Genomic DNA, 26403 nt, shown 5'->3' with positions numbered 1-26403 from the left:
GGCAAATCCGGCATGAATACGTCACTTGAACTTCTCGAAGAGCACCGCATGTTCGGCGGCTGGCAACAGCGCTACCGCCACGCGGCGCAAAGCCTGAACTGCAATATGACGTTCAGCATCTATCTGCCGCCACCGCGTGATGATAACCCGCCGCCGGTGCTGTACTGGCTGTCCGGTCTGACCTGTAACGACGAAAACTTCACGTTGAAGGCCGGCGCACAGCGCATCGCAGCCGAACTGGGACTGGTGCTGGTGATGGCCGATACCAGCCCGCGCGGCGATGAGGTGCCGGATGACGAAGGTTACGATCTCGGCCAGGGCGCGGGATTTTATCTCAACGCCACCCAGGCACCGTGGAACCGGCATTTCCGCATGTACGACTACATCAATGACGAGCTGCCGGCGCTGATCGGCCAGCATTTCAGCGTCAGCGATCGCCAGTCGATCTTTGGCCACTCGATGGGCGGCCATGGGGCGCTGATGATGGCGTTGCGCAATCCGCAGCGTTACCGCTCGGTGTCGGCGTTTGCGCCGATCGTCAATCCGTGTCAGGTACCCTGGGGGCGCCGAGCCTTTAGCGCCTATCTCGGCGACGACGAAAGCCAGTGGCTGCAATACGATAGCTGTCACCTGCTGGCCAGCGGCGCGGAAAAAATGCCGGTGCTGGTCGATCAGGGCGATGACGATCAGTTCCTGGCCGATCAGCTGCAACCGGCCAAGCTGGCCGAACTGGCGCGCCAGCGCGACTGGCCGTTAACGCTGCGCATACAGCCGGGTTACGATCACAGCTACTTCACCATCGCGACCTTTATTGAAGACCATTTGCGCTTCCATGCGGAACACCTGTTCCGCTGATAGCCAGACCGCTGCTTGCGCTAAGGATGGTCGCAAGCAGTTATTACCGATAGCGACAATTTTCGGCGCTTTAATCCATAATAATTGTTGTGGCATAACCTCCGTAACCCCAGCGCTCGTCACCCTGTAGCTATAATTTATCTAATGACGCCAATGAAAAAGCTACGCTCATCCGTCACAAACGCGGCTTACTGCGGTGGAACGTCTGAATACCAACGATAAAAATTGACAAACAATAACAGCTTGTTATTGATTACGACGCGTTGCGCCGGGTGACTGACGCTGAACATCAATCGGTTGCTTATCCTGCCAGGCGGCACGCTTATCGCTCATGCCTTTGAATTATCACCGTTAACCCTTCAATTTTGGATCCAGCGCATCGCGCAACCCGTCCCCCAGCAAATTAAACGCCAGTACGGTCAGGAAGATCGCCAGACTCGGAAAGATCGCCACGTGCGGTGCAATCACCATATCCGCACGCGCTTCGTTGAGCATCGCACCCCACTCCGGCGTTGGCGGCTGCGCCCCCAGCCCGAGAAACGACAGGCTGGCGGCGGTAATGATCGAGGTGCCAATCCGCATGGTGAAATAGACTACGATCGACGAAATGGTGCCCGGCAGGATATGGCGCATGATAATGGTCCAGTCAGAGGCGCCAATGCTGCGCGCCGACTCGATATAGGTTAAATGCTTCAATACCAGGGTATTGCCGCGCACCAGTCGGGCAAACGCCGGAATGCTGAAAATCGCCACCGCAACGATAACGTTCGCCATACCACTGCCCATCACCGCCACTACGCCGATCGCCAGCAAAATACCGGGAAAGGCAAACAGCACGTCACTGATACGCATAACGATCCGGTCCCACCAGCCTTCATAGTAGCCGGCCAACAGCCCCAGCAGCGTGCCAATCACACCGCCAACCAGCACCGAAAATACCCCGGCGCTCAGCGAAATACGCGTGCCCATCAGCACCCGACTGAAAATGTCACGCCCAAGCGAGTCGACCCCCAGCCAGTGCACCAGCGACGGCCCCTCATTCAGCCGGTCATAATCGAAGTAGTTTTCCGCATCGTACGGCACCAGCCACGGAGCGAACACCGCCGCGGCCGCCAGTAACAGCACAAACAGCGCCGCTATCACCGCCACCCGCTGTTGGCGAAAGCGCCGCCAGAACTCATGCCACGGCGTACGTACCGCCTGCGGGTTCAGCACCGGCAGCGTGCTCATTGCGGCATTGCGTCGCCAATTAATCATGCCGTGCCCTCATTTGTAGCGTATTGCCGGGTTGATCGCCGCATACAGCATATCCACCAACAGGTTAATCAGAATAAATTCCAGTGAGAACAGCAGCACTTCAGCCTGAATCACCGGATAATCGCGCATCTCTACCGAATCGACCAGCAAGCGCCCCAGACCCGGCCAGTTGAACACCTTTTCCACCACGATCGAACCGCCGAGCAAAAAGCCGAACTGCAAGCCCATCATGGTGATCACCGGGATCATCGCATTACGCAGACCATGCTTGACGATCACCGCCGTTTCCCGCACGCCCTTGGCGCGCGCCGTGCGCATATAGTCTTCCTGCATCACTTCCACGAACGAGGCTCGGGTAAAACGCGCCATCACCGCCGCCACCGCAGCCCCCAGGGTTATCGACGGCAAAATATAGTGCTGCCAGCTGTCGGCGCCCACCGTCGGCAACCAGCCGAGTTCAACCGAGAACACCTGCATCAACAGCATGCCAAGCGCAAACGCCGGGAACGAAATACCGGACACCGCCAGCGTCATGCCCAAACGGTCAGGCCAGCGATTGCGCCACACCGCCGACACCATGCCAATCGCCATGCCGATGATCACCGCCCAGAGCATGCTGCTCACGGTCAGCCAGAAGGTCGGCATAAAACGGCTGGCGATCTCTTCGCTGACCGGCCGTTTGGACACTATCGAGTGGCCGAAATCCCCTTGCAGCGCATTAACGAAGAAATGCACGAACTGCTGCGGCAGCGGTTTGTCCAGCCCCAGGTCTTTACGCACCAGCTGCACCACCGACTCGTCGGCCTCGGGCCCGGCCGCCAGCCGCGCCGGATCGCCCGGCAGCAGGTGAACAAACAGGAACACCAGCACCGCGACGATCAACAGCGTCGGGATAAGCCCGAGCAGCCGTTTAACAAAATAATTAAGCATCGGTTGGTTAACCCCTCATACCGCCCTCCCCGCACGGAGAGGACGGCAATGCAGCGCTTACTTGAGATCGGCGTTTTCAAAGCTGAATGACGTATCAGGCATCACGTAAAAACCGCTGAGCTGTTTGTTGTTGGCGGACAGCAAGCGCTCGGTGGCCAGGAAGATCCACGGCGCATCGGCCCAGATGCGATCCTGCGCGTCCTTGTACAGCTGCTGCTTCCTGGCTCGATCGGTGGTTGCCAGCGCATCGCCCAGATCCCGATCGACCTGCGGATTGCTGTAGAACGCGGTATTGAACAGCTTCGGCGGCGCCGACTGGCTGGCAAACAGCGGCGATAGCGCCCAGTCGGCCTCGCCGGTCGAAGCCGACCAGCCGGTATAGAACAGGCGCACGCCGGTATCCTTGACGCCAACGCTTTCAACCTGCGCCGCTCGCTGCCCGGCGTCCATGGCGGTGACCTTCACTTTTACCCCCACCTGCGCCAACTGCTGCTGGGCGAACTGCAACACTTTTTGCGCGGTACTGTGGTTATGCGAAGACCACAGCGTGGTGGTAAAACCGTTCGGGTAACCGGCCTGTTTCAGCAATTCACGCGCCTTGGCCGGATCGTACGGCCACGGTTGATAGCGGGTGGCAAAATCGATCGACGGTGGCACCGGCCCCTCCGCCGGCACCGCATAACCAGCAAACGCCACTTTAATCAGCGCCTGCTTGTTGATGGCGTAGTTCAAGGCCTGGCGTACTTTCGGGTCATCAAACGGCTTCTGGGTGACGTTGATACTGATGTAGCGCTGCATGATCGACGGCGCGGTCACCACCGCCAGTTTGTCGTTGTTTTGCAAAACCTTGGCCTGCTCATACGGGATCGGGAAGGCAAACGTCGCCTCGCCGGTTTGCAACATCGCCGCCCGAGTATTGTTGTCGACCACCGGGCGCCAGGTAATGCTGTCGAGTTTCGGCAGTCCCGGCTGCCAGTAACCGGCAAATTTCTTCACCTTGACGTAGTCGGTCTGGTTCCAGGTGTCGAACTGGTACGGCCCGGTGCCCACCGGGTGGAAACCGATCTCCTTGCCGTACTGCTTCAGCGCCGCCGGCGAAATCATCGCGGCAGCCGGGTGCGCCAGGTTATTGATAAACGCCGAAAACGGCGCTTTCAATACGATCTTCACCGTGGTCGGATCGACCACCTCGGTTTTGTCGATCATTTTGAACAGGTTATAGCGTTTCAGGTGGCTGTCCGGATTGCTGGCGCGATCCAGGTTGGCCTTTACCGCCTCGGCGTTGAACTCGCTGCCATCGTGGAACTTTATCCCGGAGCGCAACTTGATGGTGTAGCTCAGGCCGTCGGCGCTGGCCTGGTAGCTGTCGGCCAGCACGTTGACCAGCTTCATGTCCTTGTCAAAGCCGAACAGCCCCTGGTAAAACGATTTCGCCACCGCCTGCGACAGCGTGTCGTTGGCGTCATAGGGATCGAGGGTGGTGAAGTTGGAGGCGACGGCGATCACCGCATCTTTCGCTGCCCAGGCCGGCGCTGCGCCGGTTACGGCCAATAGCACGGCAACGGCCAATAAACTGCGTTTCTGAGTCATGTGGCTTGTTCTCCCAAAGATTAATAGATGCCGGCAATAGGATGGCGTGCGACAAAATGCGCAGGACCGACCTCGACCAGCGGTGCAGTCACCGGTTCATCGCCTAACGGGCGAATCGGGCTGGGTATTTCATCCACCAGCAACGGCTGGCGCAGGTGTGCACGGCGCGGATCGGCCACCGGCACTGCGGCCATCAGCTTGCGGGTATAGGCATGCTGCGGGTTTTCAAACACCGCTCTGCGCGGGCCGATTTCGACAATCTGGCCAAGGTACATCACCGCCACCCGGTGGCTGACGCGTTCCACCACCGCCATGTCGTGCGAAATAAACAAAAAGGCAATGCCGAATTCACGCTGCAGATCCAGCAGCAGGTTGACGATCTGCGCCTGAATCGACACGTCGAGCGCCGATACCGACTCATCGGCGATCACCACTTTCGGGTTGAGCGCCAGCGCGCGGGCGATGCAGATCCGCTGGCGCTGGCCGCCGGAAAACTCGTGCGGGTAGCGGCGCGCGTGTTCCGGCCGCAGGCCAACGCGCTCCAACAGCCAGGCGACCCGCTGTTCCGCCGCCTTGCCGCGCGCCACGTTGTGCACCAGCAGCGGCTCCATGATGGAAAAGCCCACCGTCAGTCGCGGATCGAGCGAAGCATAGGGATCCTGGAAAATGAACTGAATATCGCGCCGCAGGTGCTGTAACGCTGCGCCTTGCAGTTGATTGATGGTTTGACCGTTGAAGGTAATGGTACCGTGCTGGCTTTCCACCAGCCGCAACAGCGAGCGGCCGGTGGTCGATTTGCCGCAGCCGGATTCGCCCACCAGCCCCAGCGTTTCCCCGGGATAGAGATCGAAACTGACGTTTTCCACCGCATGCACTCGCCGCGTAACGCGGTTGAAAATGCCGCTGCGCACGTCAAAACGCGTAACCAACCGGTCGACGCGTAGAATCGGCTGCGCGTCGCGTGGTACGGTATCCTGCGGCTGAACCGCCTGCTCGTCGCCCGGCAGTGGAAATTTTGCCGGGAAATCTGCGTCGGCCATCGCGCCCAGCTTGGGCACCGCGGCCAGCAGTGCCTGAGTATAAGGTTGTTGCGGCGCGGCAAATAGCGGGCGCACGCCGCCAGCTTCCACCTTTTCACCCTGTTTCATCACCAGTACCCGATCGGCGATTTCCGCCACCACGCCCATATCGTGAGTGATGAAAATCACCCCCATCTGCATCTCTTGCTGCAGCACGCGGATCAATTGCAGAATTTGCGCCTGAATGGTGACATCCAGCGCGGTGGTTGGTTCGTCGGCAATCAGCAGCGCCGGCTTGCACGACAGCGCCATGGCGATCATCACCCGTTGGCGCATACCGCCGGATAGCTGGTGCGGATAGCGGCCAAGCACGTTGCCAGCGTCGGGAATACGCACCAGATCCAGCATCTGCAACGCTTGGCGACGGGCAGTACGGTGATCCATCGCCTGATGCAAGCGCAGGGATTCCGCAATTTGCTCGCCGACCGGAAATACCGGGTTCAGCGAGGTCATCGGTTCCTGAAAAATCATCGCCATATCGGCACCGCGCAGTCGGCGCATCGCGCTCTGACTGGCCTGCGCCAGATCGAGCAGCGCGTCGTTGCGGCGGCGAAACACCATGCTGCCCGCGGTCAGTTTCCCACCGCCCTGCTCCACCAAACGCATCAGCGCCAGCGAGGTTACCGACTTGCCGGAACCGGATTCACCGACGATTGCCAGCGTTTCACCGCGATCGACCTCAAAGCTCAATCCACGCACCGCGTCGACGGTTTCACCCTCACGCTGAAACCGCACGCTGAGATCGCGCACCGACAGCACGCGCTGCGGCGGCAGCAACAACCCGCCGCCGGCCTCCGGCGTCAGAACAGTCTCGGACATCTTGCCTCCCGGCCGCCGGTTAACGGTAAATTCCCACCGTAGGCGCATCACCAACATAGCCGAAGCCGCGGTACATGCCTTCGCTGTTGAACGGCAATGCCACGTTGCCGTCGCGATCGATAGCGATCAGCCCGCCGCTGCCGCCCAGCGCCAGCAGCTTCTCCTGCACCACTTTATCGCTGGCCTGCTGCAAGCTGAGCCCGGCGTATTCCATCAGTGCGGAAACGTCGTAAGCCGCCACGCTGCGCATGAAAATTTCGCCGGTGCCGGTGCTGGATACCGCCACGGTGGCGTTATTGGCATAACAACCGGCGCCGATAATCGGCGTGTCACCCACCCGACCGGCCTGCTTATTGGTCATGCCGCCGGTGGAGGTCGCCGCCGCCAGATTACCGAGCGCGTCGAGCGCCACCGCACCTACGGTGCCGAATTTACGGTCGGCATCGAGAGGATCGCCAGCCTGTGACGCCGCCGCGCCGTCATGATCGAGCAACACCCGACCCTGCTCCGCCTGAGCGCGGTGCAGTTGATCAAAACGTTCCTGGGTAAAAAAGAAATCGGGCGTGACCATTTCCAGCCCATGGGCTGCGGCAAACTTCTCCGCGCCTTCGCTGGCAAACAGCACATGCTGACTGTTTTCCAATACCGCACGCGCTGCCAGTATCGGATTGCGCACCCGACTGACGCCGGCTACCGCGCCGGCATCGCGGGTGCGACCGTCCATCACGCACGCATCCATTTCATGGGTGCCCTGATGGGTAAATACCGATCCCACGCCGGCATTGAACAACGGACATTCTTCCAATAGCCGCACCGCTTCGGTTACCGCATCCAGCGCGCTGCCGCCCTGCGCCAGTATTTGCTGCCCGGCTGCCACCACCGACGAGAGCGCCTGAATATAACGTTGTTCTTTTTCTGCATTCATTGCCGCGCGCGTAATAGCGCCCGCGCCGCCATGAATGGCAATCACTGGTTTGCTCATTTGCCTGCCACCCTGTGTCAACTCGATTATATCCGCAACAGAAGTGCGGTGATTTATTATGCACTCTTTTCTGACTATATTTAGCCCGACAATCGATGTAAAGGCTTAATATCACACCAAGAATTTCCTGCCGTCGCCTAAGATTTTTTTGGCGAGATATATTATTTTCAGGAATAAAAACAGCTCGTTAATTAATCTTGTTCCCGGGAAACGGCTATTTCACCGTTTGCCGGCGCTCGGCAGGCAATATCAGAATGACGAGCCAGGCTGGCGTAAAAAATCCTGTTCTTCGGCGGTACTGGTACGCCCCAATATCGCATTGCGATGCGGATAACGACCAAAACGATCGATAATCGCCTTATGGCGCAATTCGTATTCCAACTGGTCGCCATTATTCAGTTCACGGTACAGCGCCAGCGCCTGTTGATGCACCAGGGCCGATTCCGAGTGCATAAATGGCAAATAAAGAAAACCGCGCTGTTCCACGCTGAGCCGGGCGCATTGCCCACTGCGCACCGCCTCCTGCGCCAGCACCAGCGCCATGCCATCGCAGGAAAACGCACGCGGCGTGCCGCGAAACAGATTACGACTGAACTGATCGAGCACGATGATTTCCGCCAGCCGCCCCTCGATGGTATCGCGCCACTGCGCCAGTTCCCCCGCCGCCGCCGCATGCCATAGTTCGGCAAATCGCCTATGCAATTGACGGTCAAACTCATCATCTTTTTTAAACCACATTACCGGGTCGATTTCCTCGAACCAAAAGTCGATTATCTGTTTGTGCATCGCCGTTCTCTCCAGTCCAAATATCATTGTATAGCGCAAAAGCCGCCCGACCGGCGTGCGCTGCGTGCGCAACCTGCCCCAGCACCGGCAGGGCATTACCCGTTGGCGGCATTCTCCCGCGCGGGGTTATCTGCCATAATGACCACACTTTGCCGCTTATTTTCGCGCACATTGATTACGGAGTTCTCTTTATGGATCATTGCCATACTTCCGGTCTTATCTCCCTTGAACAGGCGCTGGACACCATGCTCGGCCAGGTGGTACCGCTTGACGAAACCGAATCCATCGCGCTCAACGACGCCTGTGGGCGCATTACCGCCACGCCGGTCATTTCACCGATTGACGTGCCGCCGTTCGCCAATTCGGCGATGGACGGCTATGCGGTGCGTATCAGCGAACTCAACGCCAACGCGCCATTGCCGATCGCCGGCAAGGCGTTCGCCGGCGCACCGTTCAATGACGCCTGGCCGGCAAACAGTTGCATACGCATCATGACCGGCGCACCGATACCTGCCGGTACCGAGGCAGTGATCATGCAGGAACAGGCAGAGGTCAGCGAAGCAGGCGTACGCTTTAACGCCGTAGTGCACGCCGGGCAAAACGTGCGTTTGGCGGGCGAAGACATTCAGCAGGGTGCCAGCGTACTGCCAGCTGGCGTCAGGCTGGGTGCCGCACAGCTGCCGTTACTGGCCTCCCTGGGTATCAGCGAGCTACGGGTGATGCGCAAATTGAAAGTCGCGGTGTTTTCCACCGGCGACGAACTGCAACCGGTCGGCCAACCGCTGCAGGACGGCCAGATTTACGACACCAACCGCTTTGCGGTGCGGCTGATGCTGGAACAGATGGGCTGTGAGGTCATCGATCTGGGGATCATCCGTGACGATCGGACGGCGCTGCGCGCAGCGTTCGAACAGGCCGATCGCAGTGCCGATCTGGTGATCAGCAGCGGCGGTGTTTCGGTGGGCGAAGCGGATTACACCAAGCAGATGCTTGATGAACTGGGTGAGGTCGGTTTCTGGAAACTGGCCATCAAACCCGGCAAGCCGTTCGCCTTCGGCAAATTGCAGCACGCCTGGTTCTGCGGCCTGCCGGGCAACCCGGTATCCGCCGCGCTGACCTTCTACCAACTGGTACAGCCGCTGCTGGCCAAGCTGGCTGGTCACCACGAATGGCATCTGCCGCCGCGCCTGCGCGCCCGTGCGCTGACGCCTTTGAAGAAAGCCCCCGGCCGCCTCGACTTTCAGCGTGGCGTATTCGCCAGCAACGCCCTCGGCGAGCTGGAAGTGAGCACCACCGGCCATCAGGGATCGCACGTCTTCAGCTCGTTCAGCCAGGGCAACTGTTTTATCGTGCTCGAACGCGATCGCGGCGCGGTGGCGGCGGGGGAAATGGTTGAGATTGAGCCGTTCAATATGCTGCTGAGGAACTGATGATGCTGCCGGAATTAACCGATGCCGAAGCGCTGCGCTATAACCGTCAGATCGTGCTGCGCGGTTTCGACTTTGACGGCCAGGAAAAGCTGAAGGCCGCTCATGCGCTGGTGATCGGCCTTGGTGGATTGGGCTGTGCCGCAGCCCCCTATCTGGCTGCGGCTGGCGTAGGGCGACTGACTCTGGTTGATTTCGACAGCGTGGCGCTGTCCAATTTACAGCGCCAGATCCTGCATAACGACAGCCGTATCGGCATGGCCAAAGTCACCTCGGCACAGCAGGCACTGCAGATGATCAATCCACATGTGCAGATCGACACCGTACAACAGCAACTGGACGAACGGCAGATGACGGCGCTGGTAGCCACCGCCGACGTGGTGCTGGACTGCAGCGACAACGTAGCGACCCGCGACCAGTTGAACCGGGTGTGTCATGCGCAGCGCAAACCGCTGGTGTCAGGGGCGGCAATCCGCATGGAGGGGCAGCTTAGCGTGTTCACTTATCAACCTGGCGAACCCTGCTATCGCTGCCTGAGCCGGCTGTTTGGCGACAATGCCCTCAGCTGCGTCGAGGCCGGGGTGATGGCCCCTCTGGTCGGCACCATCGGCACGCTGCAGGCGATGGAAGCGATCAAGCTGTTGGCGAATTTTGGCCGTCCGCTGGTTGGCAAGCTGTTGATGTTCGATGCGATGTCGATGCAGTTTCGCGAAATGAAGCTGCCGAAGGATGCGCAGTGCGAGGTGTGCGGAAAAAGCTAGCAATCCCTCACGCTACGCTCGGCAGAACATAGCGTGAGGGCGGGCAATTAAACGATGCCCTGGCTACGCAGGTAATCTTCGTAGTTGCCGCTGAAGTCGATCACCTTGTTCGGCGTCATCTCCAGGATGCGGGTCGCCAACGAGCTGACGAACTCACGGTCGTGGGAAACGAAGATCAGTGTACCTTCATACATTTCCAGCGCCATGTTCAGCGATTCGATCGATTCCATGTCCATGTGGTTGGTCGGTTCATCCATAATCAGGATATTAGGGCGCTGCATCATCAGCTTGCCGAACAGCATACGGCCCTTCTCCCCCCCTGACAGCACCTTCACCTTCTTCTTGATGTCGTCCTGGCTAAACAGCAGACGACCCAGCACGCTGCGTACCGCTTGCTCGTCGTCCTTTTCCTGTTTCCATTGGCTCATCCAGTCGAAAACGGTCAGGGTTTCATCAAACTCGTATTCGTGATCCTGCGCGTAATAACCGATGCGCGCGTTTTCCGACCATTTGACGGTACCGCTGTCCGGCTGCGCATCACCCACCAGCGTTTTCAGCAGGGTAGATTTACCGATACCGTTCGGGCCCAGCACCGCCACTTTCTCACCCACTTCAACCATCAGATTGAACTTGCTAAACAGCGGGCCATTGTCGAAGCCCTTGGACAGTGCTTCCACTTCCAGCGCGTTACGGAACAGTTTCTTGTCCTGCTCGAAACGGATGAACGGGTTCTGACGGCTGGAAGCCTTGACCTCTTCCAGCTGGATCTTGTCGATCTGGCGCGCGCGCGAGGTCGCCTGCTTGGACTTGGAGGCGTTGGCGCTGAAGCGGCTCACGAACGATTGCAGTTCGTTGATCTGCGCCTTCTTCTTGGCGTTGTCGGCCATCAGACGTTCACGCGCCTGGGTTGCCGCCGTCATGTATTCGTCGTAGTTACCCGGGTAAACGCGCAGTTCGCCGTAATCCAGATCCGCCATGTGCGTACAGACCATATTCAGGAAGTGGCGGTCGTGCGAAATGATGATCATGGTGCTGTTACGTTCGTTAAGCACCTGCTCCAGCCAACGAATGGTATCGATGTCCAGGTTGTTGGTCGGTTCGTCAAGCAGCAGGATTTCCGGATCGGAGAACAGCGCCTGAGCCAGCAACACGCGCAGCTTGAAGCCCGGTGCGATTTCGCTCATCGGGCCGTAGTGCTGTTCAACCGGAATACCGACGCCCAGCAGCAGTTCGCCGGCACGCGCTTCGGCGGTATAACCGTCCATTTCGCCGTATTCGACTTCCAGATCGGCCACTTTATAGCCGTCTTCCTCGCTCATTTCCGGCAGGGCATAGATGCGGTCGCGCTCTTCCTTCACCGCCCACAGTTCAGTGTGACCCATGATCACGGTATCAAGCACGCTGAATTGTTCAAAGGCGAACTGATCCTGACGCAGTTTACCCAGACGCTCGTTCGGATCGAGGAACACGTTGCCGCCGCTCGGCACCAGATCGCCGCCCAGGATTTTCATAAAGGTCGATTTGCCGCAACCGTTGGCGCCGATCAAACCGTAGCGGTTACCGCCGCCAAACTTGACGGAAATGTTTTCAAACAGCGGCTTACTGCCAAACTGCATAGTGATGTTGTTAGTACTTAACACAACGCTCGCTCTTCATTGGGAATGTGATTTGGCGCGCATTATGCCATAACGAAACACAGAGATCGTCGGAAGTTTTGGTGAAGATTTGTGCGGCTTGCGCTGATGGCAGCATTGGGTGGCTAAATTGTCAGCCCCACGGCGCTCAGCGGTATTGCCAATAGGCCGGCGAGCCGTATTTCTCGACGAAAAAGTCAATCACCGCACGAACCTTCAATGGCGGCCGGCGGGCGTTGGGATAGATGGCCGCGATCGCCTGCGGCTCCAGCGTGGTGGATACGGCAAACTGCGGCAAAACCGGCACCAGCGTGCCGTTCTTCAACGCGTCGCCAATCAGCCAGTCCGGGAACACCACCATCCCCATGCCGTTCAGCGCGGCGCTGACCAGCGTTTCGGCATTATTCGAGGTCAGCGATCCGCTGAACGTATGCGGCTGCCAACGCTGGTCGCTATCGAGAAAGAACCAGCGTTGCGGCCCGGTAAAGCCGCGATAGACCAGACAGTTGTGTTGATACAGATCTGCGGGCTGCGTCAGCGCGGGTGCATGCGCCAGATACGCCGGGCTGGCCGCCAGATGATATTGTGGCGTGGCAAACACCCGCGCATGCAAAGTCGAGCTGTTAAGCACGCCAATACGAAACAGCAAATCGGTGGCATCACGGTGAGGATCGATAAACTCGTCGGTTTGCATCAGTTCGATGTTGAGCTGCGGGAACCGTTCGCCCAACTCCGCCAGCCAGGGCGCAATGTGCCGCTGGCCAAACACCACCGGAGCATTGAGCCGCACCAGCCCGCTCGGCTCGTGCTCCTGTTGCTGCAATTCCCACTGCGCTTCGTTCATCTGATCAAGCATCGAGCGGGCGTAACGGGCAAATAGCCGCCCGGCTTCGGTCGGCACTACCGCCCGCGTATTGCGATACAGCAGTTGCGTCTGCAAGGCGCTTTCCAACTGCTGTACTACCCGCGAAACCGAGGAGGCGGCGATGCCTTCTCGCCGGGCCACTTCAGAAAAGTTCCCCAGTTCGACGATGGCCACAAACAACCGCATGGTGCGGATAGTGATCTGTTGCAAGTCTTCCATTTGTGCAAATCCTGCAAAGCTGTTTCTCTTATTATGCTGTTTTTCGAAACGATGCAACAGCCTACAGTGTGCGACTGGTTTTTTTGGAGCAACAATTGATGAATATCGTCTTGATCGCACTGGTGGTATTAGGTGGCATGGGACTGTCGGTGGAAGCCGGTCTGCTCGGGCCGCTGGGGGGCGAAGTCGGCCATTTATGGGCTACCTTCAGTATTTTCAGCGTCGGCGCGGTGCTGTCTCTGCTGCTGGTGATCTTCTTCGGTCCACGCAATGCGCCCTCCTATCTGGCGCAGCCGGGCTGGCAACTGCTGGGCGGCATTCTCGGCCCGGTATACGTGGTGGTATTGACCCTGGCGACACCCACCATCGGCATTGCCATGACGATGATCGCCATACTGGCCGGACAGGTGGGTAAAAGCCTGCTGATCGACCATTTTGGCTGGTTCGGTACCCCGGCACGGCGGGTTAACGGCAAACGTATGCTGGCGCTGGTATTTATCATCGCAGCCTTGGCACTGATCGCAGGAGACAAGCTATGACATTGATCATGATTATGCTGGCGGTGCTGGCCGGTGCGGTATTAAGCATGCAGGCGGCAATAAACGGCCGATTGGGCCAGAGCGTCGGCGTGCTGAAAAGTGCGTTTCTCACCTTTTTCCTCGGCTCGCTGGTCACCGCGTTGCTGATTCTGTTTTTCGCCCAACCGATGAGCGCCACCCTGTTGAGCGTTCCTAAGTGGCAACTGCTTGGCGCCCTGTTTGGCGTGCCTTACATCATCATTATGGTGTTGGCGGTACAGCGCATCGGCACCGCCGTAGCCACCGTGGCGGTGATTTTCGGCCAGTTGGCGATGAGCGTACTGATCGACAGCTTTGGCTGGCTGGGCAATGCGGAAATCCCGTTTTCCCTTAACCGTGCGCTGGCGCTGCTTTGTCTGGCAGTGGCACTGGTGCTGATCTATCGCAGCAACGTACCGGCCAAACCACGGCCTGAAACGGCATCTGAGGCCGGCGGCGCTTAAAAACAGCACAAATTGATTGCCAACATATTGTACAAATCAACACTTGTTGTATAAGTTTACTCGCGGGGATTGCCACATCCCTGTAACGAAAGGTGCAGTTGCATCGCCTCTGGAGGCGATAACTCTTTTTGCCTCCAGTGGTTTTATTTTCCGGCGCCGTGACCGCCGGGCTTAGCACAGCGAGTGAAGACCCCTTCATGTTGGAGAACGATCATGCGGCACAGCATTCGCCAAACGGCCAAAGAAATTAGCGAGTACTTCAATACCTCCGATGCCGAAACCAGGCAGCATGCGCCAACCCTGACTGCCCTGGTCAGCGAAATGGTGCAGGATGGACAGCCGGTATCCAATAAAACCCTGGTGGCACGACTGGTACATAAACTGGAACTGGAGTCGGACGAACGCCAGCTCCACAACTATCGACTGGTTCTGGAGCATTTGCTGATAAAAAATGCCGACGCCGCAGGGCAATAAACCGTTTCTATCGGCGTCGATGCAATACTTGAACACATTTTAATCGCGCGGCGACCCGCGTTCTCAACTACCTTTAAAACTGTGCCCGCCCCGGGCTGACCTAAACCAAGGAGGCAATATGTTCGATAAGGCTAATGACAAGATCGATGAAGCCATCGGCGCAGGACAGGAGCAGTTTGGCAAAACCTTTGACCAACCTGAGCACGAATTCAAAGGTAAAGTTCGCAAACAGCTCGCACGCGGCGCCTATACCGTGGATGACGTGATTGAATCGGTTAAGGATCAAACCAAATCGTCACCGCTGGCCGCATTGCTGATTGCCGCCGGTGCAGGTTTCATTCTGGGTAAAATCATCACCCGCAAATAACCCTGTACAGCTTCAGCCCGCATATGGCGGGCTGTGGTTTTCAGCGCCTCAACCATGCAGCTGCCGACTGTCGCCCGGCGCCTGCTCGCGTTGTTCCAGCCCGTAATCCCTGACCACCTGCGCTACCCGCAAACGATAATCCGCCAGCAGTTGACTGCGACCTCGCCCCTGTGCCACCCGGTGCGCTTCCAGATTACGCCATTGTTGCACCGCCGCCTCGTCGCGCCAGAATGACAACGACAGCAATTTCTGCGGCTCGGCCAGGCTTTGAAAACGTTCGATTGAAATAAAGCCGTCAATCTGCGCCAGCAGCGGTTTCAGTTCGGCAGCCAGTTGCAAATAGCCGTCGCGCTGGCCGTCGGCCGCCTGTAATTCAAAAATAACTGCAATCATGGCTGTTCCTCCAGAGTATAAAATTCAGCGACGCGCGCATTTTGCGACTCGCGCCAGCGAACATGCAGCAGCAGCCGGCGGTCGATCTCCAATGCCGCCAGATGGTGCAGGCCGTTAAGCGCGATGATGGTGGCCCAGCCTTCTCCTGGGCAGCGATGAGCGCCATGGCCGAAGGCGAAACTGGCCTGCGGCGTGTACAGCGGCACCCGTACGCTTTGCCCAGCCGCCAGCCATTGCCCTGCCAGCCACGCGCCGTCGCGACCGGCAAAGCGCCGGGTGTTCTGGATCGGTGGCGTATCGCGCAGTACCTGCTCAATGGCGGTTTCTGCATTGACGACCGTAGCGGCGCCGGCCAGCAATGCCAACCCCATCAGCCCCGCGGTGCCTTCACAGGCCTGGAACAGCAAACCCACCGCGTTGGCCAGCGCGCTATGCCTGTCGCTACCGTATTGCCTGCAACGGTTCAGCAGCGCGACGCACAGCGGCCCCTGCCCCTGACTGACCCGTTGATACAACCGGCCAGCGGCGACCGCCCCGCTCGCCATTTGCGCTGGCGTTCCCCCTGGCGCGATACAACGCACAAAATCCAGCACCTCATCCACCAGCGCGACCCAGTGTGGTGGTTCAATCCCCAACGCCAGCCCCAACACGCACACCGGCAACGCATAATTGAACCGCGTCAGCGCCTCGGCGTCAGGCATCTGTGGCGCCAGCTGCTGCGCGACGTGTCGCGTAAACCGTTCAATCTGCTGCGCACTGATATCCGCCAACGCCTGGCTGACCGCCATCTTCAGCCCCCGGTGCACCTCGCCGTCGCGCATACGCACCATGGCAGCAAAAATGCTCTGCGCCGGCGTGTCGATCAACGGTAGCGGTACCGGCTGCTGCCACGGCCGTACCGTCAGTTCGGCATGACTCAGCGCGGCCTGCACCCGTTGGGCATCAGTCAGATGAAAAGGACAATGACTCATTGGCATACTCCTTGTTGATCGGTTGATGCCAGCCTAAACTCAGCGCATCCGCAACGCTTCGCTGAGGAACGAAATATGCATGACGGAGATATCGAAGACCGACTGGCGGCGTTGAGCGCCGCCATTGCCGACCGTACCCGCGCGCGCATGCTGTGCCTGCTGATGGACGGTCGCGCCTATACCGCCACCGAACTCAGCGTGGCGGTAGAGGTGGCTGCGTCTACCGCCAGTAGCCATTTGGCGCGCCTGCAACAACAACAGCTGATCGTTTGCGTCAAACAGGGGCGCTATCGCTATTTCCGCCTGGCCGGCAACGCCGTGGCGACCACGCTGGAATCATTGATGGCGCTGGCCGGCGTCGAGCGGCCGCGGGTCAAAAGCAGTACGCCGAACTCACTGCAGTTCGCCCGTACCTGTTATGACCATATGGCCGGGGAAGTGGCGGTAAAATTGCACAACCGGCTATTTGAACTGCAATGGCTGCACGGAGACAGCGACTATCAACTCAGCGAAACCGGCCGCACGGCGTTGCACCAGTTGGGCGTAAACTGCGCACCAACGCCTTCCCGCCGGCGCTTTGCCTGCGGTTGCCTTGACTGGAGCGAACGGCGCGAGCATCTCGGCGGTGCGCTGGGTGCGGCGCTGCTGGCCACCTTTGAACAACGTGGTTGGTTACGTAAACGGCTCGACGGTCGCGAACTGCAACTGACAACCGCCGGCAAAAAGGCGCTGATGGCGCATTTTGGTCTGGCGTTGTGATGATGGACTGCGTTAGCTTTACTGCAATACTTGAACGGTACGCTTAACCTGAACCCGCAAACGGTGAGGAACCATCATGTTTGATCCCAACCAATTCCCGATTACCACACGTTGGCCGGCGCAGCATCCTGAGCGGCTGCAACTTTATTCGTTGCCAACGCCCAATGGCGTCAAGGTGTCGATCATGCTGGAAGAGATCGGCCTGCCTTACGAAGCCCATCTGATTGATATCGGCAACAACGAAACCTGGACGCCAGAATTTCTGACGCTGAACCCGAACGGCAAAATACCGGCGATCCTCGATCCGGCCGGGCCAGATGGCAAGCCGCTGGCGCTGTTTGAATCCGGCGCCATCCTGCTGTATCTGGCAGAAAAGTGCGGCCAACTGCTGTCCGACCATCCGGTACAACGAATCGAAACTCTGCAATGGGTGTTCTTCCAGATGGCGGCGGTCGGCCCGATGTTTGGCCAGCTCGGTTTCTTCCACAAGTTCGCCGGCCGTGAGTATGAGGACAAGCGCCCGCTGCAACGCTATCAGAAAGAGTCCAAACGCCTGCTCGGCGTGCTGGAAACCCGACTGGCAGGCCGCGAGTGGATCATGGGCAACGAGTACAGCATCGCCGATATTTCACTGCTCGGCTGGGTGCGCAACCTGATAGGCTTCTATGAGGCGCGGGAATTGGTGGAGTTCGACAGCTTCCCACAGGTGGCAGCCTGGCTGGCTCGCGGGCTGGCACGCCCGGCGGTACAGCGCGGATTGCTGATCCCGGCGCGCGATTGACCCGCTCAGCGGTATAAATCAGCGACGGTTAATTCATGAGAGGGATAACCATGTTTAGATGTCGAATAGCGGTGCTGGGGGCCGTTTTGCTGTTGGCTCAGTCGCTCATCAGCCCAACGGTGCAGGCGCAAGATGCGATAGCCCCGTTCCATCTGGATTCGGCCTGCGATTTCACCGCGGCCAGCATCAGACTGATAGAGCCGCAGCAGGCTTCACCTGATTTACGCCTGCTGGAGATTACCTTGACTGCCGAGGCCGGCAAACGGCTGACCGCATTTACCCGGCAGCATGTAAAACAGCAAATGGCGCTGTATATCAATCAGCAATGGATCAATACCGTGATGATTCAGCAGCCGCTGGATACCGCCGATCTGCGTATTGCACTGGATGATGCCAAAGCCGAAAAACTGTTCCCCAGCCTGCTGCATGGCCACTGTCGACAGACAATGCCATAATCCGCGGGAAAATACCGTTTATCGAGCAGATAAACGGTATTTTCTTTTTGTTACCGTCTGGCGATTGCCATTTACCGTTAATTGCGCTGAGATGACGCTAAATAACCCCGTTACCGCACGGTGGCCGCGTTAATTAACGCAAGCCGGCGCGAAATCACGCTAAACCGCTTATTACTGCACCAATACCCCTACCCTGCCTACCGAATTAAAACTTTTTTTAGTTACAAAAGTAGTTTTTAACATTCTTGCAAACAATAATACCCCGTCCGTAAACGTGAATAGCACAATTAAACGGCGACATCGTGGCAATCAGATCGCTTTTCGTTAAATACCCTATTAACCAAAAGGATTTTCTTGGCTATTTCGCTAGCCGCCGCGTCATGCCTTTCACGTATTCCAGGGTAATCCCGCTAATTCTTTTCACCTGCAGATGTAGAGAATTTACACACAAGAGATTTGATTTAATGAGAAAATTAGTCGTCCTGTTTTTCTGTCTTAACCTGTTTGGCCTGGGCCAAAATGCGGTAGCGGCAGAAAACAAAAACGTTGACGTTGTCTTGATCGGCGGCGGTATCATGAGCGCCACGCTGGGTACTTACCTGCGTGAGCTGGAGCCGAACTGGACCATCGACATGTACGAGCGTCTGGACAGCGTGGCAGAAGAAAGCTCGAACGGCTGGAATAATGCCGGTACCGGCCATTCGGCATTTTGCGAAATGAACTACACCCCGGAAAAAAAAGACGGCAGCATTGATATCAGCAAAGCCGTGGTGGTGAACGAATCATTCGAAATTTCCCGTCAATTCTGGTCATATCAGGTTAAAAACAATATCCTGCGCGACCCGAAAAGCTTTATTAACAACGTACCGCACATGAGCTTTGTCTGGGGAGATGACAACATCAACTTCCTGCGCAAGCGTTATGCCGCCCTGCAACACAGCACCTTATTCCGTGGTATGGAATATTCGGAAGATGCTGCGCAAATCAAACAGTGGGCGCCGCTGGCAATGAACGGTCGCGATGCGACGCAGAAAGTTGCCGCCACCCGCATGCCGCTCGGCACCGACGTCAACTTCGGCGTGATCACTCACCAGCTGGTAGACTCCCTGTCAAAGGACAAAAACTTCAAGCTCAACCTGAGCCATGAAGTGCGCGATATCAAACGCAACCCGGACAATACCTGGGCCGTTACCGTTGCCGATCTGAAAAATGGCGAGCAGGAAACCACCGTTAACGCCAAGTTCGTCTTTATCGGCGCAGGCGGCGCAGCGCTGCACCTGCTGCAAAAATCCGGCATTCCGGAAGCCGACGGTTACGGTGGGTTCCCGGTTGGCGGCCAGTTCCTGGTCACCTCCAACCCAGCGGTTGCCAACCAGCATCTGGCGAAGGTTTATGGCCTGGCCAGCGTCGGTTCACCGCCAATGTCGGTTCCTCACCTGGATACCCGCATGCTCGACGGCAAGCGCGTACTGCTGTTCGGACCTTTCGCTACCTTCTCGAGCAAATTCCTCAAGAACGGTTCGCTGTTTGATCTGGTACTGTCCATGAACAGCTCAAACGTGATGCCGATGACCCACGTTGGCCTGGACAACTTTGATCTGGTGAAGTATCTGCTGGGCCAGTTGATGATGAGCGACGATGACCGTTTCGCCGCGCTGAAAGAATACTACCCGGATGCCAAGCAGGAAGACTGGAAGCTGTGGACCGCAGGCCAGCGCGTGCAGATCATCAAGAAAGATGCGGATAAAGGCGGCGTACTGCAATTCGGTACCGAAGTGGTCAGCTCTCAGGACGGCAGCATCGCTGCACTGCTGGGCGCATCACCGGGCGCCTCAACCGCTGCGCCTATCATGCTGCACCTGATGGAAAAAGTGTTCAAGGATAAAGTTGCCACGCCGGAATGGCAGGGTAAGCTGAAAGAAATTATCCCGTCCTACGGCAGCAAGCTGAACGGCGACGTGGAAATGACCAACAAGATCCGTCGCTACACCAGTGACGTATTGCAGCTGAACTATATCGATGTGAAGCCGGAAACCCACTGAGTTTTCGCTTCAGCCCAAGGCCGCCACGTGCGGCCTTTTTTATTCCCCTGCTGCTGACGGAGCATTTTTCGCTACCGCCATTTACCAAGTTTACGCTTGCATAACCGCCATTGCGCACCTATTATCAAAGAACAAACTTGGATAATTAGACTTATCTGCTGTGACCTGAATGTCGTACCTGCGGGAGAATTTAAATAATGGATCGCGCCAATATCATTCACGACTTGCTGGATTGGATTGAAACTCATCTGGATCAACCGCTGTTGTTAGATAACGTGGCGGCCAAGTCTGGCTACTCGAAGTGGCATTTGCAACGTATGTTCCGTAGTACCACCGGCCACGCGCTGGGCAGCTACATCCGTGAACGACGTCTGTCCAAGGCGGCGCAGGCGCTGCGCTCTACCCCTAGACCGATTCTGGATATCGCCTTGCAATTCCATTTTGATTCCCAGCCTTCATTTTCTCGCGCGTTCAAGAAACAGTTTGGCAAAACGCCGGCGGTGTACCGCCGCACCACCCGTTGGGACGTGGTCGACGCGCAACCTTTGCAGGCCAAACCGCTGCAGGAACATCACCACGAATCGCCCGGCTTGCAGTTGCTGTTTGCCAATAAATGCGTCGACGGCAAGTGCAATAGCTGGATGGGGCAGCACTGAGTTCACGCCGACGTCAAAAAAGCCAATACGGTTGCCCGCATTGGCTTTTTAACCTTCTGGCCGCCGATCAGTTATATTCGATGGTGAAGGTGGCGATCGATTTAATCACCCCCCCCTTGATGCGGGTGCCGGTCTGATAGTAACGCGCCTTGAGGGGCAGCGTGATGGTATTGGTCTGGTTGGCGATGGTGTGACCGGCATAGACCGACTCACCGTTTTTGATCGGCGCCGAGGTGCTGCCGTTCAGCAACTGCACGGAAACGCCGCTTGCCGCGTTGGTATCCTGCAACGACTTCAGCACGCCCGGCGCGTTGGAACCATCCGGCGTATAGTCGAAGCGTACGTTTACCAACCCTTCTCCACCGCCGCCCGGCAGAAACTCGGTGCCAGTCCCGCCAACGCAGTTGATGTTCAAAGAAAAATCCTGCTCGGCTGCGGTACTGCCTACCCCTCTGAACGTGGCGGACGGCACGGTGGCCAGGTTGATCACCTTGTTTTTCGAACCGGTGTCGACCGAGCACGACGAGGTAACGATGGTGATACTGTTGGCCAATACGTGAGAAATCAGGATCGGCCTCGAGGGGCCGCTGCCATCAACATAGTACGTGGAGTATTGCCCCGGCGCCAACGAGCCGGTACCGGTTTGTTCGGCAATCTTGATCACTTCCACCACAAAATAGCCTTCCGCCAGATACACCCCGCCGTTACGGTAGAGCTCATGCGGATAATAGGCTCCTTCCTGGGTGCCGATCTGGCGATAAAGACGAATACCGACGCCCGGCACGTTGGTGGTCCAGATTTTATCGCTCAGGGTACTTGGCCCCCCCTGCAAAATCCGTCCGTACAGGGTACTGCGACCAGAACAGGAGATACTGTTGTCCCGGCGAATGTCGAACTTGCCGGTGGCCAGCACGTCTCCCACCTTGGTGGTGGGCGTAATCAACACCCGACCGACGTTCATGATGATGTCTTGCGGGTTATTGGTGGTGACATAGCAGGTGGCATAAGCCTGCGGGCCCACGGCGCACAGCAGCAGCAACAGCGCGGCCTGCCGGGCACGCTTGCCCAGATGGGCCAATGTGCGGATACGGTTTTTCATTTGCAACTTGCCTCGATAAATTCGTAGTCGGCGCTGTTGTTGGCTGTAGCGCGATAACTGACGGAGCACTGCTGCGTTGGCTGCGTACCCCATTTAACCTGCAATAATCCTTGCTGCGATTCGCTGCGCAGATAAATACGGCTGCCCTGGCCAACAATCCCCACCACCTGGTTGCGCGTATCCAGCACTTCCGCGCCGAACGGCAATGCGCTGCCATCTGGCGCCAATGCATGGATCACCATGGCCTGGCCTTTGTTGGTCTTGAATTCAAGACGTGCAATCGCTCCCGCATACGGAGCAATTTGCTGGCTATTGCTTTCCAGCTCGACATCGCGCGACATGCCACTCGGATCGAGCGTCACATTGGTCATGCGGTATGGTGCGACGTAAGGCACCACCGCATAGCCATTGTTATCAATGCGCACCCCCGGCGAGTTGGTGACAATCGCGCCAGCGGCGTCTGGCGCTTCTACCAGCACCATGGTCTGCCCGCGCTGCGGCGTCATGGTCACGCCGCCGCTGTGCGCCACGATGCTGCCCGAGGCGCCGACCGAAGACTGGCGGTAATCCTTGCCATAGCTGTAGGAACCGTTCAGCGTTGAGAAGCGGCTACGGTATTCACCGCTGACGCTGGTATTGGTGCCGCCGGTGCGATCGTTCGCCAGCGTAGCGCTGTAGCTGATGTTGTTATCTTCGCCGGTTGAACCGTTAACGCCGATACGGCTGCTGTCATAGCCGTTATCACTGTAACCCAGCGAACTGTTCAGGCTCAGCATCTGCGAGCCAACGTTGAACGGCACCGAGAAGTTGAGGTAATAACGCGTTTCGTCGCGGTTGTTGGCATCGGTGGTGCGCATGGCGGAAAGCCCATAGGTCACGCGGCCAAAGAAGTTGTTGTAACCGACCTGGTATTGCTTGGTGCTGCCGCCACGGTTCCAGTAATCGCGCACCGAACCGGTGATGTACAGCGATCCCCAGCTGTCACCCAGTCCCTGATTCAGCGTCAGCTGATATTCGCTACGCTGGCGGTTAACCGCGTCGGCGCTCAGCCCCTTGCGTTCGTTGTCGCGGGAATACAGCGCATCGCGTAGCGACAGATAGCCGGAGGTGGAATAACGGTAAGCCGCGATGGTGAAGTTGGTATTGGTTTCACTCATCAGTTTGCTGTAGCTGAGCTTGTAGCTCTGGCCTGACTGATCGCCCTGCTTCAGTCGGGTATTTGCCTGCGTCACGTCGAGGGCAAAGGCGCCGACCGGGGTGGCCACCGCGCTGCCAATCAGCACGGCGCTGTAGCCATCGCTGACCGTGGCGCCGGTATAGCCGGTGAAAATATTGGTGAACCCGCGTTGATAAGTCGCCTGCAGCATTTCCGGCTCCTTGCTCAAATTATCATCGCGTACTCGGCCCGCAGTCAGCGCATAGCGCGCAATGCCCGGGCGCAGCATCTGTGCCACCGAGGCATAAGGTACGCTGAACTGGCGCTTGCTGCCGTCGGCTTCGTTGATGGTGACGTTCAGATCGCCACCGTAGCCGGTGGGGTACAGATCGTTAATCACAAACTCGCCGGGAGCGACCGTGGTCTGGTAAATCAGCTGATTGTTCTGACGGATTTCCACCAGCGCGTTGCTCTGCGCTACGCCACGTACCACTGGGGCATAGCCGTTCAGCGAATCGGGCAACATACGGTCATCGCTGGCGATCTGAGCGCCACGAAAACCGATGGAATCAAAGAAGTCGCCATTGGTATAAGCGTCCCCCAGCGTTAGCATGCCGCGTACTGACGGAATGGCGCGCTGGGCATAGGTGGCGGTGTTCTGCCAATGGGTGCTTTCCTTCGAACGCCAGTTGACGTTGGAATCGTGGCGCAATTGCCAACCTGCAATATTTAACCCGGCGTTCAGCGTCAGGTAGGCATTGGTCGAATCCTGACTGTTGCTGCCGCTGGAGCTGTGGGTGTTGAAGGCGTTGAAGTTATACGACAGGCTGCCGGCGGTAATGCCGCGATCCCAGAACTTGGGATCGACATAGCCACGCGCGGTGCGGCGCAGCGCCGCCTGCGGAATACTGATGTCCAGACGCAGGGTGCTGGTATCGAAACGGTAATACGCTTCCGGGATCCACTGCCCCAGCGGCTGGCAGGTGGAGGTCGACACCGTTGGGTCGCTGCTCATCGCTGCGGTATCCACGCCAAACTCGTCGAGCGCCAGCAGCGAAAAACAGGTGTCGGCACTGTTTTTACCCGGCACGTTTTTAAACTCAACGTTCTTTTTGCCTTTCCATTCGCCGTTGACGTAGATATCCAATGAATATTTGCCGGCCAATACCGGGTTGCCGTCGCGGAAACGCGAAAGGTCAACGCCCTGAGCATCACCGATCAAAAAGTTACTGTTGAACGTGGCCTCGACCGGCGCAGCCGGCTTTTCGGCGGCAGGCGCGGCGGCGCGAGCCAGCGCCGGCAACGCCAATAACGATGCCGCCTGAATAACGCAGGGAAGATAAGTGAATAATGCCGTTCTTACCGCGGCTGATAGAGGTAACTCTTTCATATATAAGCATTCCTTTACCAAATTAAGCTCACTCCGCCATCCGCTTGCGCAGCGGCCCGAGGCGCTGTTCCAAGAGTTACTTTTGTTTGTTTTTCGTCCGTGTTACGCGTCCGCCAAAATCGTTGATGGTGGTGAATTCCACATCGGCGATACGCGTGCTGTCACCCGAGAACGCCAGCGTTTTTTCCTGGCCTGGCGCCAGCATGTCGCCGTGTGGCGCTAACGGCAGCTTTTTCTGGTTAACCACGGCGTTGATTTCGGTGAACGAGACGTAATACGGCGTTGGGTTTTTGATGCTGACGCCGGCGGCGCTAAAGCGCCATTGCAGTTTCTCCGGGGCATCGTTGGCCTCACCGCTCAAACCTGCCGGGCGATAGATCAGCTTCACGCGGGTACGAAACGCCACTTGCAGGAAGTTTTCCGGCGCACTGTCTTTGGCTCCGGTCGGCGCCGGCGGTATTTCCAGCACGTTCAACCAGAACAGGGATTCTTTGTCTTGCGCCAGCGAGCTGCTGGTGAGCGATACCCGCAGCGCCTGGCCGGTTTTCGGCTCTACGCGGCTGATGGGTGGCGTCAGGATAAACGGCGCCTTGCTGTTTTCCGGCGTGGTTTGCGGATTGCCTTCGTCGATCCAGGATTGAATCAGGGCCGGAGACTGGCCGTTATTGGTTAATTGAACGGTAACTTCCCGCTGTTTTCCCGGATAAATAATACGCGTACCGTTGATAATGACACTGGAAAAAACGCTGCTGCTGAAAAGCGTTGCAACCAGCAATACACTGTATTTTTTAAATGACATTTTCATTTTTTATCACTGAGGTAGGGAATATTGGCGGGGATATATTCCCCGCCAGAATTAAGAATATTACTTATTGGTAGATAATGGTGTACTGCACGTTAGACGTCACATCACCCGCGCCCGCAGCAGCGGTAGCGTAATATTCAGCATAATAGTTCAGGTCGGCAGAATCACCTTCGTTAGCCACGGTAACCCATTGGGAGTTAGCCTGAGCGCCGTTATTGGTCGCCGCCAGGATTGGCAGGAACTGGTTATTGCTCCCCAACAGTTGAATTTGTACGTTGGTTGCCGCATCAGCCTGCGCCTGGTTATTCAGACGGCCGGTGTTGAAATCAACGGTTGAACCTGGTTCGAAATAGGTTGCAACCTGGCCTTTAGAGCACTGAGTCAGGTTAATAGCGAATGGGGTACGGCCTGCTGTTGCGCTCTGCGCTGCCAGAGTGGAAGAAGAAACGGTTGGCAGAGTTACGGTGAAATCTTTACCGCCTGGGGTGCTAATAGTACAAGTCTGGTCAGTAACCTTGCCATTAAAAGTAATAGTGCCATCCGCAGCCTGCGCCGAGAAAGAAGAAATTGCAGCAGTGCTTACTGCCAATGCCAATACAGCAGACAATTTGGTGATTTTCATATTTAGACTCTCGATGAATTAATACAACTATTAAGTACATTCAACGATGCTACTCCTTGTCAGGAATGAAGCCCGATGAATCCATTGCCGGCGAAATATAAACTAAGCGGATTCTTATTGTTAAATCGTTTAAAACATTCATAACACCCTCCTTGATAGGAACAAACTATCAACAAATACCTATCGATCGATGTTGACGATTCAACGG

General features: G+C 57.4%; 26 protein-coding genes. 12 read left to right on the top strand and 14 right to left on the bottom strand.

The features are described 5' to 3' along the window. Positions 1 to 12 precede the first annotated feature (12 nt). On the top strand, positions 13 to 855 hold the full coding sequence (fghA, locus tag ACCC84_RS01070) for an S-formylglutathione hydrolase (RefSeq protein WP_371901467.1): 843 nt from the start codon (positions 13 to 15) through the stop codon (positions 853 to 855). Between the two features lie 351 nt (positions 856 to 1206). On the opposite strand, the gene gsiD is transcribed toward fghA, so the two are convergent. The 6 genes from gsiD to ACCC84_RS01040 all read right to left on the bottom strand — a co-directional run bounded on the left by gsiD (position 1207) and on the right by ACCC84_RS01040 (position 8298). Beyond that, positions 1207 to 2112: a glutathione ABC transporter permease GsiD gene (gsiD, locus tag ACCC84_RS01065; RefSeq protein WP_004965334.1), complete on the bottom strand. Its 906-nt coding sequence runs from the start codon at positions 2110 to 2112 to the stop codon at positions 1207 to 1209. 9 nt (positions 2113 to 2121) lie between these two features. Then, positions 2122 to 3042 carry a glutathione ABC transporter permease GsiC gene (gene gsiC, locus ACCC84_RS01060; protein ID WP_004965336.1) on the bottom strand — a complete coding sequence of 307 codons (921 nt, stop codon included), beginning with the start codon at positions 3040 to 3042 and terminating at the stop codon, positions 2122 to 2124. A gap of 57 nt (positions 3043 to 3099) precedes the next feature. After that, positions 3100 to 4632 (bottom strand): glutathione ABC transporter substrate-binding protein GsiB, encoded by a 1533-nt coding sequence (gene gsiB, locus ACCC84_RS01055; RefSeq protein ID WP_198772800.1) that lies wholly within the window; start codon positions 4630 to 4632, stop codon positions 3100 to 3102. Between the two features lie 20 nt (positions 4633 to 4652). Beyond that, the gene (locus ACCC84_RS01050; protein WP_004965340.1) at positions 4653 to 6530 is read right to left on the bottom strand and encodes a dipeptide ABC transporter ATP-binding protein; all 1878 of its coding nucleotides are present in this window, start codon (positions 6528 to 6530) and stop codon (positions 4653 to 4655) included. 19 nt (positions 6531 to 6549) lie between these two features. Then, positions 6550 to 7512, bottom strand: a complete 963-nt coding sequence (locus ACCC84_RS01045) for an isoaspartyl peptidase/L-asparaginase family protein (RefSeq protein ID WP_004965341.1) — start codon at positions 7510 to 7512, stop codon at positions 6550 to 6552. A gap of 249 nt (positions 7513 to 7761) precedes the next feature. Continuing rightward, positions 7762 to 8298 (bottom strand): DUF924 family protein, encoded by a 537-nt coding sequence (locus ACCC84_RS01040; protein ID WP_039992302.1) that lies wholly within the window; start codon positions 8296 to 8298, stop codon positions 7762 to 7764. 191 nt (positions 8299 to 8489) lie between these two features. Between ACCC84_RS01040 and moeA the strand changes: the two genes are divergently transcribed. Together moeA and moeB are read left to right on the top strand one after the other, a co-directional pair. Beyond that, positions 8490 to 9728 (top strand): molybdopterin molybdotransferase MoeA, encoded by a 1239-nt coding sequence (moeA, locus tag ACCC84_RS01035; protein WP_004965346.1) that lies wholly within the window; start codon positions 8490 to 8492, stop codon positions 9726 to 9728. Between the two features lie 2 nt (positions 9729 to 9730). After that, positions 9731 to 10486 (top strand): molybdopterin-synthase adenylyltransferase MoeB, encoded by a 756-nt coding sequence (gene moeB, locus ACCC84_RS01030; RefSeq protein WP_039992303.1) that lies wholly within the window; start codon positions 9731 to 9733, stop codon positions 10484 to 10486. A 47-nt stretch (positions 10487 to 10533) separates the two neighbouring features. Here moeB and ACCC84_RS01025 read toward each other — a convergent pair whose 3' ends face one another. Both ACCC84_RS01025 and ACCC84_RS01020 read right to left on the bottom strand, forming a co-directional pair. Further along, positions 10534 to 12126 (bottom strand): ABC-F family ATPase, encoded by a 1593-nt coding sequence (locus ACCC84_RS01025; RefSeq protein WP_071586689.1) that lies wholly within the window; start codon positions 12124 to 12126, stop codon positions 10534 to 10536. Positions 12127 to 12268: 142 nt separating this feature from the next. Then, positions 12269 to 13204: a LysR family transcriptional regulator gene (locus tag ACCC84_RS01020; RefSeq protein WP_004965354.1), complete on the bottom strand. Its 936-nt coding sequence runs from the start codon at positions 13202 to 13204 to the stop codon at positions 12269 to 12271. A gap of 98 nt (positions 13205 to 13302) precedes the next feature. Between ACCC84_RS01020 and ACCC84_RS01015 the strand changes: the two genes are divergently transcribed. The 4 genes from ACCC84_RS01015 to ACCC84_RS01000 all read left to right on the top strand — a co-directional run bounded on the left by ACCC84_RS01015 (position 13303) and on the right by ACCC84_RS01000 (position 15066). Next, on the top strand, positions 13303 to 13743 hold the full coding sequence (locus tag ACCC84_RS01015; RefSeq protein ID WP_004965356.1) for a DMT family transporter: 441 nt from the start codon (positions 13303 to 13305) through the stop codon (positions 13741 to 13743). Beyond that, positions 13740 to 14225 carry a DMT family transporter gene (locus tag ACCC84_RS01010; RefSeq protein WP_371901466.1) on the top strand — a complete coding sequence of 162 codons (486 nt, stop codon included), beginning with the start codon at positions 13740 to 13742 and terminating at the stop codon, positions 14223 to 14225. The genes ACCC84_RS01015 and ACCC84_RS01010 overlap by 4 nt, the downstream gene beginning before the upstream one ends. Positions 14226 to 14438: 213 nt before the next feature. Next, complete coding sequence (locus ACCC84_RS01005) at positions 14439 to 14699, top strand: biofilm development regulator YmgB/AriR family protein (protein ID WP_004965360.1); 261 nt, start codon at positions 14439 to 14441, stop codon at positions 14697 to 14699. 118 nt (positions 14700 to 14817) lie between these two features. Continuing rightward, positions 14818 to 15066 carry a hypothetical protein gene (locus tag ACCC84_RS01000; protein WP_004965363.1) on the top strand — a complete coding sequence of 83 codons (249 nt, stop codon included), beginning with the start codon at positions 14818 to 14820 and terminating at the stop codon, positions 15064 to 15066. 48 nt (positions 15067 to 15114) lie between these two features. Here ACCC84_RS01000 and ACCC84_RS00995 read toward each other — a convergent pair whose 3' ends face one another. Then, positions 15115 to 15459, bottom strand: a complete 345-nt coding sequence (locus tag ACCC84_RS00995; RefSeq protein ID WP_004965364.1) for an antibiotic biosynthesis monooxygenase family protein — start codon at positions 15457 to 15459, stop codon at positions 15115 to 15117. Then, positions 15456 to 16430, bottom strand: coding sequence for a cytochrome P450 family protein (locus ACCC84_RS00990; RefSeq protein ID WP_371901465.1), 975 nt, complete (start codon positions 16428 to 16430; stop codon positions 15456 to 15458). The genes ACCC84_RS00995 and ACCC84_RS00990 overlap by 4 nt, the downstream gene beginning before the upstream one ends. Positions 16431 to 16505: 75 nt before the next feature. Here ACCC84_RS00990 and ACCC84_RS00985 point away from each other — a divergent pair, with 75 nt between their 5' ends. The 5 genes from ACCC84_RS00985 (at position 16506) to ACCC84_RS00965 (ending at position 21123) form a co-directional block, all read left to right on the top strand. Continuing rightward, on the top strand, positions 16506 to 17189 hold the full coding sequence (locus tag ACCC84_RS00985; RefSeq protein ID WP_004965367.1) for an ArsR/SmtB family transcription factor: 684 nt from the start codon (positions 16506 to 16508) through the stop codon (positions 17187 to 17189). A gap of 76 nt (positions 17190 to 17265) precedes the next feature. Continuing rightward, positions 17266 to 17970, top strand: coding sequence for a glutathione S-transferase N-terminal domain-containing protein (locus tag ACCC84_RS00980; RefSeq protein WP_004965368.1), 705 nt, complete (start codon positions 17266 to 17268; stop codon positions 17968 to 17970). Positions 17971 to 18020: 50 nt separating this feature from the next. After that, positions 18021 to 18425 (top strand): hypothetical protein, encoded by a 405-nt coding sequence (locus tag ACCC84_RS00975; protein WP_127913611.1) that lies wholly within the window; start codon positions 18021 to 18023, stop codon positions 18423 to 18425. A gap of 464 nt (positions 18426 to 18889) precedes the next feature. After that, positions 18890 to 20467 carry a malate:quinone oxidoreductase gene (locus tag ACCC84_RS00970; RefSeq protein ID WP_004965370.1) on the top strand — a complete coding sequence of 526 codons (1578 nt, stop codon included), beginning with the start codon at positions 18890 to 18892 and terminating at the stop codon, positions 20465 to 20467. A 197-nt stretch (positions 20468 to 20664) separates the two neighbouring features. Then, entirely contained in the window at positions 20665 to 21123 is a 459-nt protein-coding gene (locus ACCC84_RS00965; protein WP_004965371.1) for a helix-turn-helix domain-containing protein, read from the top strand. A gap of 67 nt (positions 21124 to 21190) precedes the next feature. On the opposite strand, the gene ACCC84_RS00960 is transcribed toward ACCC84_RS00965, so the two are convergent. The 4 genes from ACCC84_RS00960 to ACCC84_RS00945 form a co-directional block, all read right to left on the bottom strand. Further along, positions 21191 to 22222 carry a fimbrial protein gene (locus ACCC84_RS00960; protein ID WP_004965372.1) on the bottom strand — a complete coding sequence of 344 codons (1032 nt, stop codon included), beginning with the start codon at positions 22220 to 22222 and terminating at the stop codon, positions 21191 to 21193. Then, a complete protein-coding gene (locus tag ACCC84_RS00955; protein WP_371901464.1) occupies positions 22219 to 24768 on the bottom strand; it encodes a fimbria/pilus outer membrane usher protein in 2550 nt (849 codons plus the stop codon). The genes ACCC84_RS00960 and ACCC84_RS00955 overlap by 4 nt, the downstream gene beginning before the upstream one ends. 76 nt (positions 24769 to 24844) lie before the next feature. Beyond that, on the bottom strand, positions 24845 to 25573 hold the full coding sequence (locus ACCC84_RS00950) for a fimbrial biogenesis chaperone (protein ID WP_198772804.1): 729 nt from the start codon (positions 25571 to 25573) through the stop codon (positions 24845 to 24847). A gap of 64 nt (positions 25574 to 25637) precedes the next feature. After that, positions 25638 to 26195: a fimbrial protein gene (locus tag ACCC84_RS00945; protein WP_004965375.1), complete on the bottom strand. Its 558-nt coding sequence runs from the start codon at positions 26193 to 26195 to the stop codon at positions 25638 to 25640. Positions 26196 to 26403: the final 208 nt, after the last annotated feature.

The organism is Serratia odorifera (assembly GCF_041448735.1).
Lineage (GTDB): Bacteria > Pseudomonadota > Gammaproteobacteria > Enterobacterales > Enterobacteriaceae > Serratia_F > Serratia_F odorifera.
This window is presented reverse-complemented; position numbering and strand designations above follow the sequence as displayed.

What these genes read in the sequence shown, in the direction of transcription:
- ACCC84_RS00965 (WP_004965371.1), top strand. Translation starts at nt 20,665, where the DNA reads ATGGATCGCGCCAATATCATTCACGACTTGCTGGATTGGATTGAAACT.
- ACCC84_RS01005 (WP_004965360.1), top strand. Translation starts at nt 14,439, where the DNA reads ATGCGGCACAGCATTCGCCAAACGGCCAAAGAAATTAGCGAGTACTTC.
- ACCC84_RS00970 (WP_004965370.1), top strand. Translation starts at nt 18,890, where the DNA reads ATGAGAAAATTAGTCGTCCTGTTTTTCTGTCTTAACCTGTTTGGCCTG.
- gsiB (WP_198772800.1), bottom strand. Translation starts at nt 4,632, where the DNA reads ATGACTCAGAAACGCAGTTTATTGGCCGTTGCCGTGCTATTGGCCGTA.
- ACCC84_RS00975 (WP_127913611.1), top strand. Translation starts at nt 18,021, where the DNA reads ATGTTTAGATGTCGAATAGCGGTGCTGGGGGCCGTTTTGCTGTTGGCT.
- ACCC84_RS01050 (WP_004965340.1), bottom strand. Translation starts at nt 6,530, where the DNA reads ATGTCCGAGACTGTTCTGACGCCGGAGGCCGGCGGCGGGTTGTTGCTG.
- moeA (WP_004965346.1), top strand. Translation starts at nt 8,490, where the DNA reads ATGGATCATTGCCATACTTCCGGTCTTATCTCCCTTGAACAGGCGCTG.
- ACCC84_RS00945 (WP_004965375.1), bottom strand. Translation starts at nt 26,195, where the DNA reads ATGAAAATCACCAAATTGTCTGCTGTATTGGCATTGGCAGTAAGCACT.
- ACCC84_RS00980 (WP_004965368.1), top strand. Translation starts at nt 17,266, where the DNA reads ATGTTTGATCCCAACCAATTCCCGATTACCACACGTTGGCCGGCGCAG.
- ACCC84_RS00955 (WP_371901464.1), bottom strand. Translation starts at nt 24,768, where the DNA reads ATGAAAGAGTTACCTCTATCAGCCGCGGTAAGAACGGCATTATTCACT.
- ACCC84_RS01020 (WP_004965354.1), bottom strand. Translation starts at nt 13,204, where the DNA reads ATGGAAGACTTGCAACAGATCACTATCCGCACCATGCGGTTGTTTGTG.
- moeB (WP_039992303.1), top strand. Translation starts at nt 9,731, where the DNA reads ATGCTGCCGGAATTAACCGATGCCGAAGCGCTGCGCTATAACCGTCAG.
- ACCC84_RS00985 (WP_004965367.1), top strand. Translation starts at nt 16,506, where the DNA reads ATGCATGACGGAGATATCGAAGACCGACTGGCGGCGTTGAGCGCCGCC.
- ACCC84_RS01000 (WP_004965363.1), top strand. Translation starts at nt 14,818, where the DNA reads ATGTTCGATAAGGCTAATGACAAGATCGATGAAGCCATCGGCGCAGGA.
- ACCC84_RS01040 (WP_039992302.1), bottom strand. Translation starts at nt 8,298, where the DNA reads ATGCACAAACAGATAATCGACTTTTGGTTCGAGGAAATCGACCCGGTA.
- gsiD (WP_004965334.1), bottom strand. Translation starts at nt 2,112, where the DNA reads ATGATTAATTGGCGACGCAATGCCGCAATGAGCACGCTGCCGGTGCTG.
- ACCC84_RS01015 (WP_004965356.1), top strand. Translation starts at nt 13,303, where the DNA reads ATGAATATCGTCTTGATCGCACTGGTGGTATTAGGTGGCATGGGACTG.
- fghA (WP_371901467.1), top strand. Translation starts at nt 13, where the DNA reads ATGAATACGTCACTTGAACTTCTCGAAGAGCACCGCATGTTCGGCGGC.
- ACCC84_RS01045 (WP_004965341.1), bottom strand. Translation starts at nt 7,512, where the DNA reads ATGAGCAAACCAGTGATTGCCATTCATGGCGGCGCGGGCGCTATTACG.
- ACCC84_RS01010 (WP_371901466.1), top strand. Translation starts at nt 13,740, where the DNA reads ATGACATTGATCATGATTATGCTGGCGGTGCTGGCCGGTGCGGTATTA.
- gsiC (WP_004965336.1), bottom strand. Translation starts at nt 3,042, where the DNA reads ATGCTTAATTATTTTGTTAAACGGCTGCTCGGGCTTATCCCGACGCTG.
- ACCC84_RS00960 (WP_004965372.1), bottom strand. Translation starts at nt 22,222, where the DNA reads ATGAAAAACCGTATCCGCACATTGGCCCATCTGGGCAAGCGTGCCCGG.
- ACCC84_RS00995 (WP_004965364.1), bottom strand. Translation starts at nt 15,459, where the DNA reads ATGATTGCAGTTATTTTTGAATTACAGGCGGCCGACGGCCAGCGCGAC.
- ACCC84_RS00950 (WP_198772804.1), bottom strand. Translation starts at nt 25,573, where the DNA reads ATGAAAATGTCATTTAAAAAATACAGTGTATTGCTGGTTGCAACGCTT.
- ACCC84_RS00990 (WP_371901465.1), bottom strand. Translation starts at nt 16,430, where the DNA reads ATGAGTCATTGTCCTTTTCATCTGACTGATGCCCAACGGGTGCAGGCC.